This window comes from Actinospineispora acaciae DSM 45401 (assembly GCF_000620785.1).
Taxonomy (GTDB): domain Bacteria; phylum Actinomycetota; class Actinomycetes; order Mycobacteriales; family Pseudonocardiaceae; genus Pseudonocardia; species Pseudonocardia acaciae.
This window is the reverse complement of sequence record NZ_JIAI01000009.1, coordinates 213,222-228,460: the sequence shown is the minus strand read 5'-3', so window position 1 is coordinate 228,460 and position 15,239 is coordinate 213,222. Positions and strand designations below refer to the sequence as shown.

The window sequence follows — 15,239 nt, the reverse complement described above, 5'->3', positions numbered from 1 at the left end:
CTCCCCTTAAGCACGGTCGGCCACCACCTCGTCGTAGGTGGGTGGCCGGCGGGCCAGGCCGCTGTCGAGGTGGAAGGCGCGGGCGACGTCGTAGGGCTCGCGGCGCACCGCGGGCGTGCCAGGGACCTCGCGGCGCAGGATGGGTATCAGCGCGTCGAGCGCCTTCGGGTCGCTGCCCTTGAGGTACTGGCCGAGCAGGGTCCGCGCCTGGGCGGGGTCGCCGTGGATGTCGGCCAGCGCCCTGGTCATCGCGCGGTTGAACGCGGCGACCTCGGCCCGCTTGCGGTTCAACAGCTTCTGGGTGCTGAACACGACCCCGTGCAGCGCGCCCCGCAGCGCCGGCACGTCGCCGCGCGCTGGCGAGATGAACGTGGTGCCGGCGTTCGCGGCGGCGGCCTGCTGGGCGATCGGCTGGAAGAACGCCAGCGCGTCCACCCGGCCGGCCTTGAGCGCCCCGATCGCGGCCGTCGCGACGCCGCCCAGGTTCACCAGCACCGAGTCGGTCGCGGCGTTGCGGCCGATGCTGGCGAACAAATAGTTGACCAGCGCCTCGGTGCCACTGGCCGGGCCGGTGATGCCGATCCGCCTGCCTACCAGGGCGCCGACCTTCTCCGCCAGCGTGGCCGGCTCCACGAACGACGGCGGCACCACGATGTCCACGTAGTACTCGGTGACCAGGCTGGTCACCACCCGCGTACCGTCGTCGATCTTGGCGAGGTTGAACGCGTCGGTGATGACGCCGGCCCCGAGGTCGATGCTGCCCGACTTGAGCGCGGCGGCCACCTTCGCGCCCGTACCCAGCCTCGGCCGCTCCCCGAGCCGCAGCCCCTCGGCGGCGAAGTAGCCGCGCGCCTCGGCGATGAACAGCGGGAAGAACGCCACCGAGTCGCTGATCTGGCCGACGTTGAGCACGCCGGGCGGGGTCGTCGAGTAGCGGGTCGCGCAGCCGGCCAGCACCAGCGGCGTCGCTACCAGGGCTTTGAGCACGACGCGGCGGTCAGTCATCGAGCGGCTTCCAGCGGTTCGCCCGGCGCCCGACCATGCCGACGAACACGTTCAGCACGCCCGCGATCACGCTGAGCACCACCAGGGTGGCGAATACGCCGGCGGTGTCGAACTGCGACGCGGCGTCGTTGATCAGGTAGCCGAGGCCGCGGTTGGACGCGACCAGCTCGCCGATCACCGTGCCGATCAGCGCGTACGGGATGGCCACCTTGAGGCCGGTGAGCACCCCCGTCATGGACGCCGGCAGCACCACCCGCAGCGCGACGTCGCGGCGGTTGCCGCCCATCAGCCGGACCGCGTCCACCAGCCCCCTGTCCACCTCGCGCACCCCGGCCGCAGTGTTCAGGAACACCAGGAAGAACACCGTGGCGGCGGCCAGCAGCACCTTCATGTGCATGCCGATCCCGAACCACACGATGAACAGCGGCGCCAGCGCGACCTTCGGGATCGAGTACAGCGCCATCACGAACGGGTCCAGCACCCGGTACACCAGGTTCAGCGAGGCCAGCACGAATCCGGCCAGCGCGCCGGTGCCCGCGCCGAGCAGGAACCCGTAGACGATCTCCTGCACCGTGATCCAGGTGTTCGCCCACAGCGTCCCGTCGCCGCTCCACTCCGCCAGCCGGGCCGCGATCTCGGTGGGACGGCTGGTGAACGTGGCGTCGACCCACCGGTCGGCGGCGAGCTGCCAGAACACCAGGACCACCGCGAGCAGCGCGGCGCGCGCCGTCCAGACGACAGTCGTCGTGCCGTGCCGCTGCCACCAGGTGCGGTCCAGCGCCACCCGCACCGGGCCGGCGTCCGCCGTGATCGTCATGTCACTCCCCCTTGAGTGCGGCGGACAGCTTGCGGTGCAGCGCGACGAACTCCGGCTCGGTCCTCAGGTCGTCGGCGCGGCGCGGCCGGGCCAGGCCGACCTCCAGGTCGAGCAGGATCCGGCCGAGCCCGCCGAGCACCACCACCCGGTCGCCGAGCAGCAGCGCCTCCTCGATGTCGTGCGTCACGAACACCACCGTCTGGCCGCTGCCCTGCCACAGCCGCGCCAGCTCCTCCTGCAGCTCGGTCCGCAGCTGGGCGTCGAGCGCGCCGAACGGCTCGTCCATCAGCAGCGTCTCCGGCCGGCCGGCGAGCAACCGGGCCAGGCTCGCGCGCCGGCGCATCCCGCCGGACAGCTCGCGCGGATAGTGCCGCTCGAACCCGGCCAGGCCCACCCGGCGCACCAGGTCGGTGGCGTCGGCGCGGCGCTCCCGGGCGTCCACGCCGAGGATCTGAAGCGGCAGCTCGACGTTGCGCAGCACGTCGCGCCAGGGCATCAGGGTGTCGTGCTGGGTGAGGTAGCCGATCCGAGGGCCGGGGCCGTCCAGCCGCCGGTCCCGGTAGCGGATCTCCCCCGTGGTCGGCGCGGTGAGCCCGGCAAGCATGTTGAGCAGCGTGGACTTGCCGCAGCCGCTGCGCCCCAGGACGCTGACGAAGCTGCCCTCCTCGATGCGCACGGTCAGCTCGCGCAGCGCCACGATCGCCTCGTCGCCCTTGGCGAACCGCTTGGTCACCGCCTCCGCGACGAGCACCCCGCTCACCGACCGGACGGCGCGTCGGGCAGCGGTTCGGCGCCTACCAGCCATCGGCTGTTGTGCACGGTCATCCGCCGGACCTCCGCGTCGGTGAAGCCGGCCTCCAACAGCCGGTCGGCGGACAGCGCCAGGCCGTCCTCGACCGGCGGGTTGAACGGCTGGCCGAGGTCGCTGGAGATCACCGAGTGCTCCGGCCCCACCTCACGGATGTTGCCCAGCCACACCTCCCAGCTCACCTTCCCGGTGTACGGGGTGGTGAAGCACCGTTCCAGCAGCGCGCCCCGCCCGGCCAGCGCGCGTTGGCGCCGCACGCCGATGCGCTGGGAGGTGAACTCGGGATGGGTGACGACGATGCGGCGCACGCCCTCGTCGAGCGCGGCGTCGATGACCGCGGCCGACTCGTCCTGGTGCAGGTGACCGGTGGCCAGCGTCATGTCGTGCCTGGCCAGCAGGCGCAGCACCTGGCGGGTCCGCTCCAGGACCTTGCCGTCCGCGTCGAGCACCTCCACCGGGTCGGCGGCCATGCCGGCCTCGGCCAGGTCCGCCTGCAGCCGCGCCCACATCGGCGGCTTCGCCCCGGCCGGCTCCTCGGCCTGGCAGGCGCGCTGGTTCGCACTGTCCACGGTGGGCAGCCAGGCGAACCGGGCGCCGCCCCGGCCGGCGATCTCCACGGCGATCGGGTTGAGCCCGCCCACCGAGGCGTTCAGCGTGATGGCACCGAGCGCGTCGACGCCCGGGCGGGCGCGGCGGACCACCTCGGCGCGCTCGGCCGTGGGCAGGTAGTGCGACTTCAGCACGAACCCCGCCATGCCGACGGCCGCGAACCGCTCCGCCAGCGAGACGTCGTCGATCCGCCGCTTCATCACGTCCGGGGCGACGTGGATGTGCACGTCATAGGCGCCTCGCACCAGCTCACGGGCGTGCGCGGAAGGTTGGTCGAGATCCGGCTGGGCCGTCATGGCGCTCCCCCTGGACGATTTTGCACTAAATTGTCGACAATTATGCGTACAGAGTCAAGACGACCGGAGGGAGTTCGAACGTGACCGCAACGATCGCGGTGCTCGGCCTGGGTGAGGCCGGCGGGGCGTTGGCGCGCGACCTGGTCGCCGCCGGCGCGGACGTGCGCGGCTACGACCCCGCCGTGGCCGCTACGGACGGCGTACGGGACACCGGCTCGGAGGCCGAGGCCGCCGACGGGGCCGACCTGGTGATCAGCGTGAACAGCGAGGCCAGCGCCGTCGCGGCGCTGCGCGCGGGCCTTGCCGGCGTCGGCCGGGACGCCGTCTGGGCCGACCTGAACACCGCCTCCCCCGGCACCAAGCGCGAGCTCGCACGGATCGCGGCCGCCCGAGGGACGCCGTTCGCGGACGTCGCGATCATGGCGCCGGTGCCGGGGCACGGCCTGCGGGTGCCGATGCTCGCTTCGGGCGTCGCCTCGGCGTCCGTCGCGGCGTTGCTGAACCCGCTCGGCGCCTCGGTCGAGGTGATGGACGGCCCGGCCGGGCTCGCCGCGAGCCGCAAGCTGTTGCGCAGCGTGTTCTACAAGGGCATGGCGGCGGCGGTGGTCGAGGCGCTGCGCGCGGCCCGCGCGGACGGCTGCGAGGACTGGCTCCGCTCGGTCATCGCCGCGAGCCTGACCGACGCGGACGCCACCACCGTGGACAGGCTGGAGACCGGGAGCCAGCGGCACGCGATACGCCGCACGGCGGAGATGGCGGCGGCCGCCCGGATGCTCGACGAGCTCGGGGTGCCTGCCGACGTCGCCGCCGCCGCGCGCGACCAGCTGGCCCGGCTCGGGTGAGCCCGCCCACGACCGCACCGCCACCGCCACACCCCGACCGGCGGGACAGGCATGATCGGGTCATGCTCCGCCGCTACGGGCCGTTCCTGGTCGTCACGCTGATCAGCCTCTATGCCCTGTTCAGCCCGGCCTCCGGCATCCCGTTCCTGCCCCCCGGGGCGGACAAGGTCGGGCACTTCGCGCTGTTCGCGGCGCTGGCGTTCACCGGGCGGCGGCTGGCCCGGTTCGCCGAGGCCCCGCTCGCGATCGGCCTGGTCGTCTACGCGCTCGCCTCGGAGCCGCTGCAGGGCGCGCTGCCGATCAACCGGGACGCCTCGGTGTGGGACGCGCTGACCGACCTGTGCGGCATCGCGCTCGGGCTCTGGCTGGCCAGGCGCGCCCGGCGATAACGGCCCGTCAGCGGCGGGGCTGGTCGCTGGGGCCGACGTGGTCGGTGAGCCACTCGATGAGCGGGGTGATGGCCCGCCAGCTGGCCGCGACCGCGTCGGGCAGCTCGGGGCTGAGCATCAGCTCCTCCCCCGGCCAGCGCCGCCAGGCGTAGATCGAGCGATGCCGCAGCAGCTCCAGCCTGGGGTGCCCGGGGTCGACGCCGCGCGGGCGGGTGGCGAGCTTGTCGCCGGCCACCGTCATGTCCGCCCCGGCCAGCCGCGCCAGCCGTTGACGCAGGTCCTCGCCCCGGCGCTGCTCGTCCACCGCGACCCGGTAACGCCGGATCTGGTCACCGGCCATGTGGTAGTAGCCGCCCGCGACCATGATGCCGTCCGCGCCGGCCTGCACGTAGTAGCCGCCGACGATGGCCCCGCAGTGCGTCTTGTACGGCGTCTTGTCCGGGCTGAACCGCAGGTCGCGGTACGGCCGGAAGACCTTGCCCGCGCCGAACTCCGGCTCCAGCTCGGCCATCAGCGCTTCCATCGGCGCCCGCACGTGCTGCTCGTAGACCGGCTTGTGGTCGGTCCAGTACGCCTTGGAGTTGTCCGCCTCGAGCCCGTCGTAGAAGTCGACGAGCCCCTCCCCGAAGCCGCTGAAGCCCATGGTGGCCAGGCTAGACGAGCGGGTCCGCCCCCAACCGCCGGCGGCCCGGAACGCTCGTACCCGGTGACCCGCCCGTCACGACCCGGGAGCACACGATGACACCGCAGAGCCTTGGCCAGTACCGGAGCCGCTGGGTCGGAGCCTCCCGCTGGGACACGGTCGTCTACACCCTCGGCGGCCTGCTGGTCGGTGCGGTCCTGATGTTCGCCCTGGTGCTGGCCGGGTTCTACGGCGACGACCACGGCCTGTTCCTCCGGATCCTGGTTCCGGAGTTCCTCGTCGTGGTGCTCCTCGGGGCCGCCGCGGTGGCGGCCCAGCGGTCCCGCGCCCCACAGGTGCGGCTGTACGACGGCGGCCTGGTGTACCGGGCGGGTCGCCGCGCGCCCGAGACGGCCTGTCCGTGGCGGGAGGTCAGCGTGACCGGCGGGCCCTTCGGCCAGTTCGCGATGCGTCTCCCGGACGGCACCTCGGTGTCGCTGCGCCCGCGCCCGTTCCGGCTCGCCGCCAGGCTCCGGTTGTGCGCGGAGATCGAACGGAAGATGGTCGAGGCGCGGCTGCCCGAGGCGCTGCGCGCGGTGCGCGGCGGCGCCCGGCTGGAGTTCGGCGCGCTCGGCGTGGATCGCCACGGGCTGACCCTCGGCGCGGACACGCTGGCCTGGAGCGAGGTGGCCGTCGACACGGACGCCGCCAGGCCGGTGATCGAGGCGGACCGGGGGCGGCTGGACTGGCCGGAGCCGGACGCCGCGACCATCCCCGACCTGGCGCTGTTCATGGCCCTGGTCGACGCGCTGCGCCCGGCTACTCCCCCGAACCCAGGGTCTCCAGCACGCCCTCACCGTACTTCGCCAGCTTGTTCTCCCCGACCCCGCTGATCGTGCTCAGCTCGGCCAGGCTGGTCGGCATCCGGGACGCGATCTCCCGCAGCGTGGCGTCGTGGAAGATCACGTACGCCGGCACGCCCTGTTCCTTGGCCGTCGCGCCCCGCCAGGCCCGCAGCCGCTCGAACACCGGCGCCGCCTCGGCGGACAGCTCCACCTTCGGCGCCTGCCCGGAGCGGGCCGCCCGCGCCTTGGGCTGCTTGCGCGGGTCGCGGCGCATCATCACCTTGCGCTCGCCGCGCAGCACCTCGCGGCTGGCCTCGGTCAGCACGAAGGTCTGGTAGTTGCCCTCCACGGCCAGCAGGCCCTGCGCCATGAGCTGGCGGAACACGCCGCGCCACTCGCCCTCGACCAGCTCGGTGCCGACGCCGAACACGGTCAGCTCGTGGTGGTCGAACCGCTCGACCTTCGCGGTGCGCCGGCCCAGCAGGATGTCGATGATCTGGCCGGCGCCGAACTTCTGGCGCCGCTCGCGATCCAGCCGGAACACCGTGGAGAGCACCTTCTGCGCGGCGACGGTGCCGTCCCACGACTCCGGCGGCGCCAGGCAGGTGTCGCAGTTGCCGCACGGCTCGCCCCACTGCCCGAAGTAGTTCAGCAGCTGCACCCGCCGGCAGCCGACCGTCTCGCACAGCGCCAGCATCGCGTCCAGGTGCTGGCTCAGCCGCCGCCGGTGCGCCAGGTCGCCGGCCGAGTCGTCGATCATCTTCCGCTGCTGGACGACGTCGGCCAGCCCATAGGCCAGCCATGCCGTGGACGGCAGCCCGTCGCGGCCGGCGCGGCCGGTCTCCTGGTAGTAGCCCTCGACGGACTTCGGCAGGTCCAGGTGCGCCACGAACCGTACGTCCGGCTTGTCGATGCCCATGCCGAACGCGATGGTCGCCACCATGATCACGCCGTCCTCGCGCAGGAACCGGGCCTGGTTCTCGGCGCGGGTGTCCGCGTCAAGGCCGGCGTGGTAGGGCAGCGCGGGGATGCCCTGGGCGGTGAGGAACTCGGCGGTCTGCTCCACGGACTTGCGGGACAGGCAGTAGACGATGCCCGCGTCGCCGGCGTGCTCGGTGCGCAGCAGGTCGAGCAGCTGGCGGCGGGGCTCGTCCTTGGGCACGATCCGGTACTGGATGTTCGGCCGGTCGAAGCTGGCCACGAAGTGCCGCGCTTCCTCCAGGTTCAACCGGGTGGCGATCTCGCCCCGGGTGGCCTCGGTGGCGGTGGCGGTCAGCGCGATCCTGGGCACCGACGGCCAGCGCTCGTGCAGCCGGGACAGCTCCAGGTAGTCGGGCCGGAAGTCGTGGCCCCACTGGGACACGCAGTGCGCCTCGTCGATCGCGAACAGCGCGATCTTCCCCCGCTGCAGCAGGCGCAGCGTGGTCTCCGAGCGCAGCCGCTCCGGCGCGAGGTAGAGCAGGTCCAGCTGGTCGTCCAGGAACGCCGCCTCGACCGCGCGCTGCTCGTCGAGATGCTGCGTGGAGTTGAGGAACCAGGCGCGCACGCCCAGCGCCCGCACCGCGTCCACCTGGTCCTGCATCAGCGCGATCAGCGGCGACACCACCACCGCGACACCATCCCGGACCAGCGCCGGGATCTGGTAGCACAGCGACTTTCCGCCGCCGGTCGGCATCAGCACCAGCGCGTCGCCGCCGCCGACCACGTGCTCGATGATCTCCACCTGGTTGCCGCGGAAGCTGTCGTAGCCGAACACCCGCTTGAGCACGTCGGCCGGGGTCTGAGCGGTATCGGGGAGCGCCACGCACCGATCGTACGAGGGCGGTGAACCGTGCCGGACGGGAACCGGGATACCTGCCGCTGCGCATCGCCCCCTCGACCATCCGCGCACGGGCCGTCCATAAGATCTTACCGAGCGTCAAGATCTAGGAGGTTGCTGGTGAGCTACGCGCCGTCAACCGCCGTACAGGCCGTCTTCCTGGTACTGCTCGTCCTGCCCGGGCTCACCTATCAGTTCGTCCGCGAGCGCTGGCGCGGGCAGACTCCCGCCGAGGGCGACCTCGGGCAGCGGGTCCTGCGGGCCGTGGTCGCCTCGATCGTGCTGGACGCGCTCTACGCCATCGCGGCCGGGCCGCAACTGCTGTCGCTGGCCCGCGGCCCGGCCGGCCGGGGCTGGGACGGCCTGTCGGAGTCGCCGCGCACGATCGGGCTCGTTGCCCTCGTGCTGTTCGTGGTCGTACCGGCCGTGGCCGCGGGCCTGGTGTCCTGGCTGTCCCGGCGCCGCGCCACCACCCGCTACGTGCGGACCCCCACGGCGTGGGACTTCGCGTTCGAGAACCGGGGCTCGTGCTTCGTCAGGGGGCGGCTCACGGACGGCGCGTGGATCGGCGGGTGGTACGGCGAACGCTCCTATGCCTCCACCTACCCGCGTGGCGGCGAGCTCTACCTGGAGTCGGCGCGCCGGATGCACCCGAACGGCCGCTTCGGCGAGCGCGTCGAGCACAGCGCTGGCCTCTACATTCGAACCGACGCCCTGGACTTCGTCGAGTTCCTCACGCCACGAGCACCGCAAGCGGCCCCCGAGAAGGAGACCGAGTGACCGAACAGCTGACCCCCGCCGAGCTCCGGCTGCTCGCCGATCCGGGGACTGCCAGGGGCCGCCGGCCCGTCGACCACGAACCGGAGCCGGACGAGCCGCCACCCGGCCCGGGCGCGGCCTCCACACCCGCCGTCGAGGACGAAGAAACCGCTGGTCAGGAGCCGTGAGTGGCTAGGGTCGCCATAGCGGCCCTAGCCACTCACGGGGCGACCAGGGGCAATGCGGTCGGGTGGACCGGGGACGGGAGCTGCGAGGCGCCGGTGAGGTGGGCGTCGACGGCGTGAGCCACGGCGCGGCCTTCGGCGATCGCCCACACCACCAGGGAGGCGCCCCGGTGGGCGTCGCCGCAGACGAACACGCCGGGCGACTCGGTCTGCCAGTCCGGGCCGCAGCCCAGTGAGCCGGAGCGGGTGCGGACCAGGCCGAGGCCGTCCAGCAGCGGCATGTCCTCCACGCCGGTGAAGCCGATGGCCAGCAGCCCCAGGTCACACGGCAGCTCGGTGACCTCGTCGGAGATCGGGATGACCTCGCGGCGGCCGGTCTCGCGGTCCTTCTCCACCCGCACGTGGCGCAGCGCGACCGCGCGCACGTGGCCGTTCTCGTCGCCGATGAAACGCTCCACGGCGACCTCGAAGCGGCGTTCGCCGGCCTCCTCGTGCACCGGGTAGGTGCGCAGGATCCACGGCCAGGTCGGCCACGGCGAGACGTCGAAGTCCGGGTCGTCCGGCGGGCGCGGGTACTGGTCGAGCTGGGACACCGACGCGGCGCCCTGGCGGATCGCGGTGCCGTAGCAGTCCGCCGCGGTGTCGCCGCCGCCGATGATCACGACGTGCTTGCCGGCCGCCGAGATCGTGGTCGGGCCGTCGCCCTCGCACTCGCGGTTGGCCGGCACCAGGTGGTCCATGGCCAGGTGCACGCCGGTCAGCTCGCGGCCGGGCAGCTCGGGCGCGTCCCGGCCGGCCAGCGCGCCCACCGCGAGCACCACCGCGTCGAACTCCGCGCGCAGCCGCTGCACCGGCAGGTCGCCGGGGCGCGAGCCGCCCACCTCGCAGGACGTGACGAACCGGGTGCCCTCGGCGCGCAGCTGCTCCAGCCGGCGGTCCAGGACCGACTTCTCCATCTTGAACTCGGGGATGCCGTAGCGCAGCAGCCCGCCGAGCCGGTCGTCCCGCTCGAACACGGTGACCTCGTGCCCGGCCCGGGTGAGCTGTTGCGCGGCGGCCAGGCCGGCCGGGCCGGAGCCGACCACCGCGACCCGGCGCCCGGTCGCCAGCCCCGGGCTCTGGGAGACGACCAGGTCGCGCTCCCAGGCCACGTCCGCGATGCTCTGCTCCACCCGCTTGATCGTCACCGCTCCCCCGGCGGCCGGGGTGAGCGCGAGCACGCAGGCCGCCTCGCAGGGCGCCGGGCACAGCCGCCCGGTGAACTCCGGGAAGTTGTTCGTGGCGTGCAGCCGGTCGCTGGCCTGCGACCAGTCGCCCCGGCGGACCAGGTCGTTCCACTCCGGGATCAGGTTGCCCAGCGGGCAGCCGGCCGAGCCGGAGTGGCAGAACGGGATGCCGCAGTCCATGCACCGGGTGGCCTGCTCGCGGGTCTGGGCGAGCTGTTCCTCGGCGCTGAGGTCGCGGTAGACCTCCCGCCAGTCGTGCGTGCGCTCCGTCTTGGAGCGCTTGGGCGAGTCCGCCCGCCGGTAGCTGAGGAATCCACGGGGGTCAGCCACGCGCGGCCTCCATGATCGCCTGGTCGGGGTCGCGGCCTTCCGCGGTGGCCAGCCGGACCGCCTCCAGCACCCGGCGGTAGTCCCTCGGCATGATCTTGGTGAAGCCCTGGGACCGGCGTGGCCAGTCGCCGAGCAGGGACGCCGCGACCGAGGAACCGGTCAGCTCCAGGTGCCAGGTCACGATGTCACGCAGCTCCGCGAGGTCGGCGGCGCCGGGCCGCTCCAGGTCCACCAGCTCGGGGTTCACCCGGCCCGGGTCGAGGTCGAGCACGTACGCGACGCCGCCGGACATGCCGGCCGCCACGTTGCGCCCGGTGGAACCGAGCACCACCACGGTGCCGCCGGTCATGTACTCGCAGGCGTGGTCGCCGACGCCCTCCGCGACGGCCAGCGCCCCGGAGTTGCGCACGCAGAACCGCTCGCCCACCGTGCCGTTGAGGAAGATCTCGCCCGAGGTGGCGCCGTAGCCGATCACGTTGCCGGCCACCACCTGGTGCTGGGCCGCGAACGGCGCGTCCGGGTGCGGCCGCACGATGATCCGGCCGCCGGACAGGCCCTTGGCCACGTAGTCGTTGGCGTCCCCGACCAGGTCCAGGGTGATCCCGGGCGGCAGGAACGCGCCCAGCGACTGGCCGGCCGAGCCCTCCAGCTCGATGTGGATGGTCTCGTCCGGTAGCCCGGAGCCGCCGTAGCGCCTTGTCACCTCCGCGCCGAGCAGGGTGCCGACGGTCCGGTTGACGTTGCGCACCGGCAGTTGCAGGCGGACGGGGCGGGCGTCCTCCAGCGCGGCCTCGGCGAGCTGGATGAGCGTGCGGTCCAGCGCCTTGTCCAGGCCGTGGTCCTGGTCACGGACCCGGCGGCGCTCGGCGTCCGGGATGTCCGGCACCACGAACAGCGGCGACAGGTCCAGGCCCTTGGTGGCCTTCCAGTGCTCGACGGCGGTGTCGGTGTCGAGCAGCTCGGCGTGCCCGATCGCCTCGTCCAGCGAGCGCAGGCCCAGCTCGGCCAGGTACTCGCGGACCTCCTCGGCGAGGAACCGGAAGAAGTTCTCCACAAACTCCGGCTTGCCGGTGTAGCGCTTGCGCAGCTCGGGGTCCTGGGTGGCGACGCCGACCGGGCAGGTGTCCAGGTGGCAGACCCGCATCATGACGCAGCCGGCCACGATCAGCGGCGCGGTGGAGAAGCCGTACTCCTCGGCGCCGAGCAGCGCGGCCACGATGACGTCGCGGCCGGTCTTCATCTGGCCGTCGGTCTGCACCACGATCCGGTCCCGCAGGCCGTTGAGCAGCAGCGTCTGCTGGGTGTCGGCCAGGCCGATCTCCCACGGCGCGCCGGCGTGCTTGAGCGAGGTGAGCGGCGCGGCGCCGGTGCCGCCGTCGTGCCCGGAGATCAGCACCACGTCGGCGTGGGCCTTGGAGACCCCGGCGGCCACCGTGCCCACCCCGACCGAGGACACCAGCTTCACGTGCACCCTGGCCCGCTCGTTGGCGTTCTTCAGGTCGTGGATCAGCTGCGCCAGGTCCTCGATGGAGTAGATGTCGTGGTGCGGCGGCGGGGAGATCAGGCCGACGCCCGGGGTGGAATGTCGGGTGCGGGCGATCCACGGCCACACCTTGTTCGGCGGCAGCTGGCCGCCCTCCCCCGGCTTGGCGCCCTGCGCCATCTTGATCTGGATGTCGTCGGCGTTGACCAGGTACTCGCTGGTCACGCCGAACCGGCCGGACGCGACCTGCTTGATGGCGCTGCGCCGGCGCGGGTCGTAGAGCCGGTCGACGTCCTCGCCGCCCTCGCCGGTGTTGGACCGGGCGCCCAGGTTGTTCATCGCGACGGCCAGCGTCTCGTGCGCCTCGGCGGAGATCGAGCCGTAGGACATCGCCCCGGTGTTGAACCGGGCCAGGATCGACTCCACCGGCTCCACCTGGTCCAGCGGGATCGGCGTGCGCTCCTCGGTGCGCAGCCGGAACAGCCCGCGCAGCGAGCCGCCCTCGGCGGCCAGCCGGTCGCACTCGGCGGTGTAGCGGCGGAACACGTCGGCCTGGCCGGTCTTGGTGGAGTGCTGCAGCAGGAACACCGTCTCCGGGGTGAACAGGTGCAGCTCGCCCTCGCGGCGGTAGGCGTACTCGCCGCCCACGTCCAGGCGCCGGTGCACCCGGTCGGTCGGGTTCTCCGGGTACGCGCGCCGGTGCCGGGCCGCGACCTCCTCGGCGAGCACGTCCAGCCCCACGCCGCCGAGCTGCGACGCGGTGCCGCTGAAGTACTCGTCGACCAGCTCGGTGGACAGCCCGATCGCCTCGAAGACCTGGGCGGCCGTGTAGGCGCCGACGGTGGAGATGCCCATCTTGGACATCACCTTGAGCACCCCCTTGACCAGCGCCTTCACATAGTTGCGGACGGCGGTGGCCGGGTCCAGCCCGGTGATGTCGCCGTGCGCGATCATGTCTTCGAGCGTCTCGAACGCCAGGTACGGGTTCACCGCGGCCGCACCGAAGCCGAGCAGCAGCGCCACGTGGTGCACCTCGCGGCAGTCACCGCTCTCCACCACCAGCGCCACCCGGGTGCGCTCGCGCTGGCGCACCAGGTGGTGGTGCACCGCCGAGGTGAGCAGCAGCGACGGGATCGGCGCCATCCGGTGGTCGGAGTCGCGGTCGGAGAGCACCAGGATGCGGGCGCCCTCGGCGATCGCCTCCGACGACTCCCGGCGCACCCGGTCCAGCGCGGCGGACAGCGCCCGCTCGCCGCCGTCCACCTCGTAGAGGCCGCTGATCACGGCGGCGGCGAAGCCCGGCATGTTGCCGTCGTCGTTGATGTGCAGGATCTTGGCCAGCTCGTCGTTGTCGATCACCGGGTACGGCAGCCGCAGGTGCCGGCAGGACGCCGGGCCGGGCTCCAGCAGGTTCTGCTCGGGGCCCATCACCCTGGCCACGCAGGTGACGATCTCTTCCCGGATCGCGTCCAGCGGCGGGTTGGTGACCTGCGCGAACAGTTGCGCGAAGTAGTCGTAGAGCATCCGGGGGCGCTGGGACAGCGCGGCCACTGGGGTGTCGGTGCCCATCGAGCCGGTCGGCTCGGCCGCCTTGGTCGCCATCGGCGCGAGCAGGATGCGCAGCTCCTCCTCGGTGTAGCCGAAGGTGAGCTGGCGGCGCAGCACGGACTCGTGGGTCTGCACCACGTGCTCGCGGGTCGGCAGGTCCGGCACGTCGACCATGCCGGCGTGCAGCCACTCGTCGTAGGGCAGCTCGGCGGCCAGCTCGGACTTGATCTCGTCGTCGGCCACGATCCGGCCGGCCTCGGTGTCCACCAGGAACATCCGGCCCGGCTGCAGCCGCCCCTTGGCCACCACTTCGCCCGGCGGGACGTCCAGCACGCCGGACTCGCTGGCCAGCACGACCCGGCCGTCGGCGAGCTGCCACCAGCGGGCCGGCCGCAGCCCGTTGCGGTCCAGCACCGCGCCGACCACCGTGCCGTCGGTGAACGTCACGCAGGCCGGGCCGTCCCACGGCTCCATCAGGCTGGCGTGGAACTTGTAGAACGAGCGCCGCGCCGCGTCCATCTCGGCGTGGTTCTCCCACGCCTCCGGGATCATCATCAGCACCGCGTGCGGCAGGGAGCGTCCGCCCAGGTGCAGCAGCTCGAGCACCTCGTCGAAGGAGGCGGAGTCGGACGCCCCCTCGGTACAGATCGGGTACAGCCGGTCCAGGTCGCCGGGGATCAGCTCGCTGGCCAGCAGCGCCTCCCTGGCCCGCATCCGGTTCCGGTTGCCGCGAATGGTGTTGATCTCACCGTTGTGCGCCACGTAGCGGAACGGGTGCGCCAGCGGCCAGGACGGGAACGTGTTGGTGGAGAACCGGCTGTGCACCACCGCGATGGCCGTCTCCAGCCGCTGGTCGGTGAGGTCGCCGAAGAACGCCGGCAGCTGGTGGGTGGTCAGCATGCCCTTGTAGACCAGGGTGCGGCAGGACAGCGAGGCGAAGTAGGTGCCGCAGCCCATGCTCGCGGTGTCCCGCTCGGCGCGCTTGCGCAGGCAGAACGCCAGCCGGTCCAGCGCTATGCCGGTGACCGGCTGCTCGGAGTCGGCGGTGACGAACAGGTGGGCGAAGCGCGGCATGCAGGCCTGCGCGGACGGGCCGACGCCGGCGGCGTCCGGGTGCACCGGCAGGTCGCGCCAGCCCAGCACCCGCAGCCGCTCCTCCACGGCGATCCGCTCGATCAGCTCCATCGCCTTGGCCCGCTGGTCGTCCTCGACCGGCAGGAAGGCCAGCCCGACCGCGTACGCCCCGGCACCGTCGGCGTCCGGCTCGGGAAGGGCGAACCCGACCTCGGCGCGCAGCAGCGCGTCCGGCACCTGTAACAGGATCCCGGCGCCGTCACCGCTGGTCGGCTCGGCGCCGGCGGCGCCCCGGTGGTCCAGGTTGGCCAGCGCGGTGAGCGCGTCGGCGACGATCGAGTGGCTGCGCCGGCCCCGCGAGTCGGCGACCATCGCCACACCGCAGGCGTCGTGCTCGGAGGCCGGGTTGTAGAGACCCTGCGCGCGCGGTTGGGTAGAGAAGATCACCGCGAGTACCTCCCTCGACGCTGTGCCCGGCATGTCGGGACTACGGTGGCCCGCGGATTTCCCGAGACTGTAACAGGCCAGAAACGACCCGGCACAGGTCTCGGCGGTGACGAAGGTCAACTCCGCCGCCCCGCT

The 15,239-nt window shown here is 72.9% G+C and carries 13 protein-coding genes; 5 read left to right on the top strand and 8 right to left on the bottom strand.

What is annotated here, in order from left to right; all coding sequences use genetic code 11:
* Positions 1-6 precede the first annotated feature (6 nt).
* From N912_RS56235 to N912_RS0133130, 4 genes are read right to left on the bottom strand one after another with little or no spacing between them, the layout of a single operon-like run.
* On the bottom strand, positions 7-1,005 hold the full coding sequence (locus tag N912_RS56235; protein WP_051581147.1) for an ABC transporter substrate-binding protein: 999 nt from the start codon (positions 1,003-1,005) through the stop codon (positions 7-9).
* A complete protein-coding gene (locus tag N912_RS0133140; RefSeq protein ID WP_084211429.1) occupies positions 998-1,822 on the bottom strand; it encodes an ABC transporter permease in 825 nt (274 codons plus the stop codon). The genes N912_RS56235 and N912_RS0133140 overlap by 8 nt, the downstream gene beginning before the upstream one ends.
* 1 nt (position 1,823) lies before the next feature.
* On the bottom strand, positions 1,824-2,582 hold the full coding sequence (locus tag N912_RS0133135; RefSeq protein ID WP_245645586.1) for an ABC transporter ATP-binding protein: 759 nt from the start codon (positions 2,580-2,582) through the stop codon (positions 1,824-1,826).
* Positions 2,579-3,535 carry a DUF6282 family protein gene (locus tag N912_RS0133130; RefSeq protein WP_028925784.1) on the bottom strand — a complete coding sequence of 319 codons (957 nt, stop codon included), beginning with the start codon at positions 3,533-3,535 and terminating at the stop codon, positions 2,579-2,581. The genes N912_RS0133135 and N912_RS0133130 overlap by 4 nt, the downstream gene beginning before the upstream one ends.
* An 80-nt stretch (positions 3,536-3,615) precedes the next feature.
* Here N912_RS0133130 and N912_RS0133125 point away from each other — a divergent pair, with 80 nt between their 5' ends.
* Together N912_RS0133125 and N912_RS0133120 are read left to right on the top strand one after the other, a co-directional pair.
* Complete coding sequence (locus N912_RS0133125) at positions 3,616-4,377, top strand: DUF1932 domain-containing protein (RefSeq protein ID WP_028925783.1); 762 nt, start codon at positions 3,616-3,618, stop codon at positions 4,375-4,377.
* A 62-nt stretch (positions 4,378-4,439) separates the two neighbouring features.
* Complete coding sequence (locus N912_RS0133120; protein ID WP_028925782.1) at positions 4,440-4,766, top strand: VanZ family protein; 327 nt, start codon at positions 4,440-4,442, stop codon at positions 4,764-4,766.
* Between the two features lie 7 nt (positions 4,767-4,773).
* On the opposite strand, the gene N912_RS0133115 is transcribed toward N912_RS0133120, so the two are convergent.
* Positions 4,774-5,409: a DUF2461 domain-containing protein gene (locus N912_RS0133115; RefSeq protein WP_028925781.1), complete on the bottom strand. Its 636-nt coding sequence runs from the start codon at positions 5,407-5,409 to the stop codon at positions 4,774-4,776.
* A 95-nt stretch (positions 5,410-5,504) separates the two neighbouring features.
* Between N912_RS0133115 and N912_RS0133110 the strand changes: the two genes are divergently transcribed.
* The gene (locus N912_RS0133110; RefSeq protein WP_028925780.1) at positions 5,505-6,281 is read left to right on the top strand and encodes a DUF6585 family protein; all 777 of its coding nucleotides are present in this window, start codon (positions 5,505-5,507) and stop codon (positions 6,279-6,281) included.
* On the opposite strand, the gene recQ is transcribed toward N912_RS0133110, so the two are convergent.
* The gene (gene recQ / locus N912_RS0133105) at positions 6,208-8,037 is read right to left on the bottom strand and encodes a DNA helicase RecQ (RefSeq protein WP_028925779.1); all 1,830 of its coding nucleotides are present in this window, start codon (positions 8,035-8,037) and stop codon (positions 6,208-6,210) included. The two genes, N912_RS0133110 and recQ, sit on opposite strands and share 74 nt — an antisense overlap.
* A 135-nt stretch (positions 8,038-8,172) precedes the next feature.
* Between recQ and N912_RS0133100 the strand changes: the two genes are divergently transcribed.
* Complete coding sequence (locus N912_RS0133100; protein ID WP_028925778.1) at positions 8,173-8,832, top strand: DUF6338 family protein; 660 nt, start codon at positions 8,173-8,175, stop codon at positions 8,830-8,832.
* Entirely contained in the window at positions 8,829-8,999 is a 171-nt protein-coding gene (locus N912_RS63965) for a hypothetical protein (RefSeq protein WP_156994205.1), read from the top strand. The genes N912_RS0133100 and N912_RS63965 overlap by 4 nt, the downstream gene beginning before the upstream one ends.
* Positions 9,000-9,031: 32 nt before the next feature.
* Here N912_RS63965 and N912_RS0133090 read toward each other — a convergent pair whose 3' ends face one another.
* A complete protein-coding gene (locus tag N912_RS0133090) occupies positions 9,032-10,552 on the bottom strand; it encodes a glutamate synthase subunit beta (RefSeq protein WP_028925777.1) in 1,521 nt (506 codons plus the stop codon).
* Positions 10,545-15,104 (bottom strand): glutamate synthase large subunit, encoded by a 4,560-nt coding sequence (gltB, locus tag N912_RS0133085; RefSeq protein ID WP_028925776.1) that lies wholly within the window; start codon positions 15,102-15,104, stop codon positions 10,545-10,547. The genes N912_RS0133090 and gltB overlap by 8 nt, the downstream gene beginning before the upstream one ends.
* Positions 15,105-15,239: the final 135 nt, after the last annotated feature.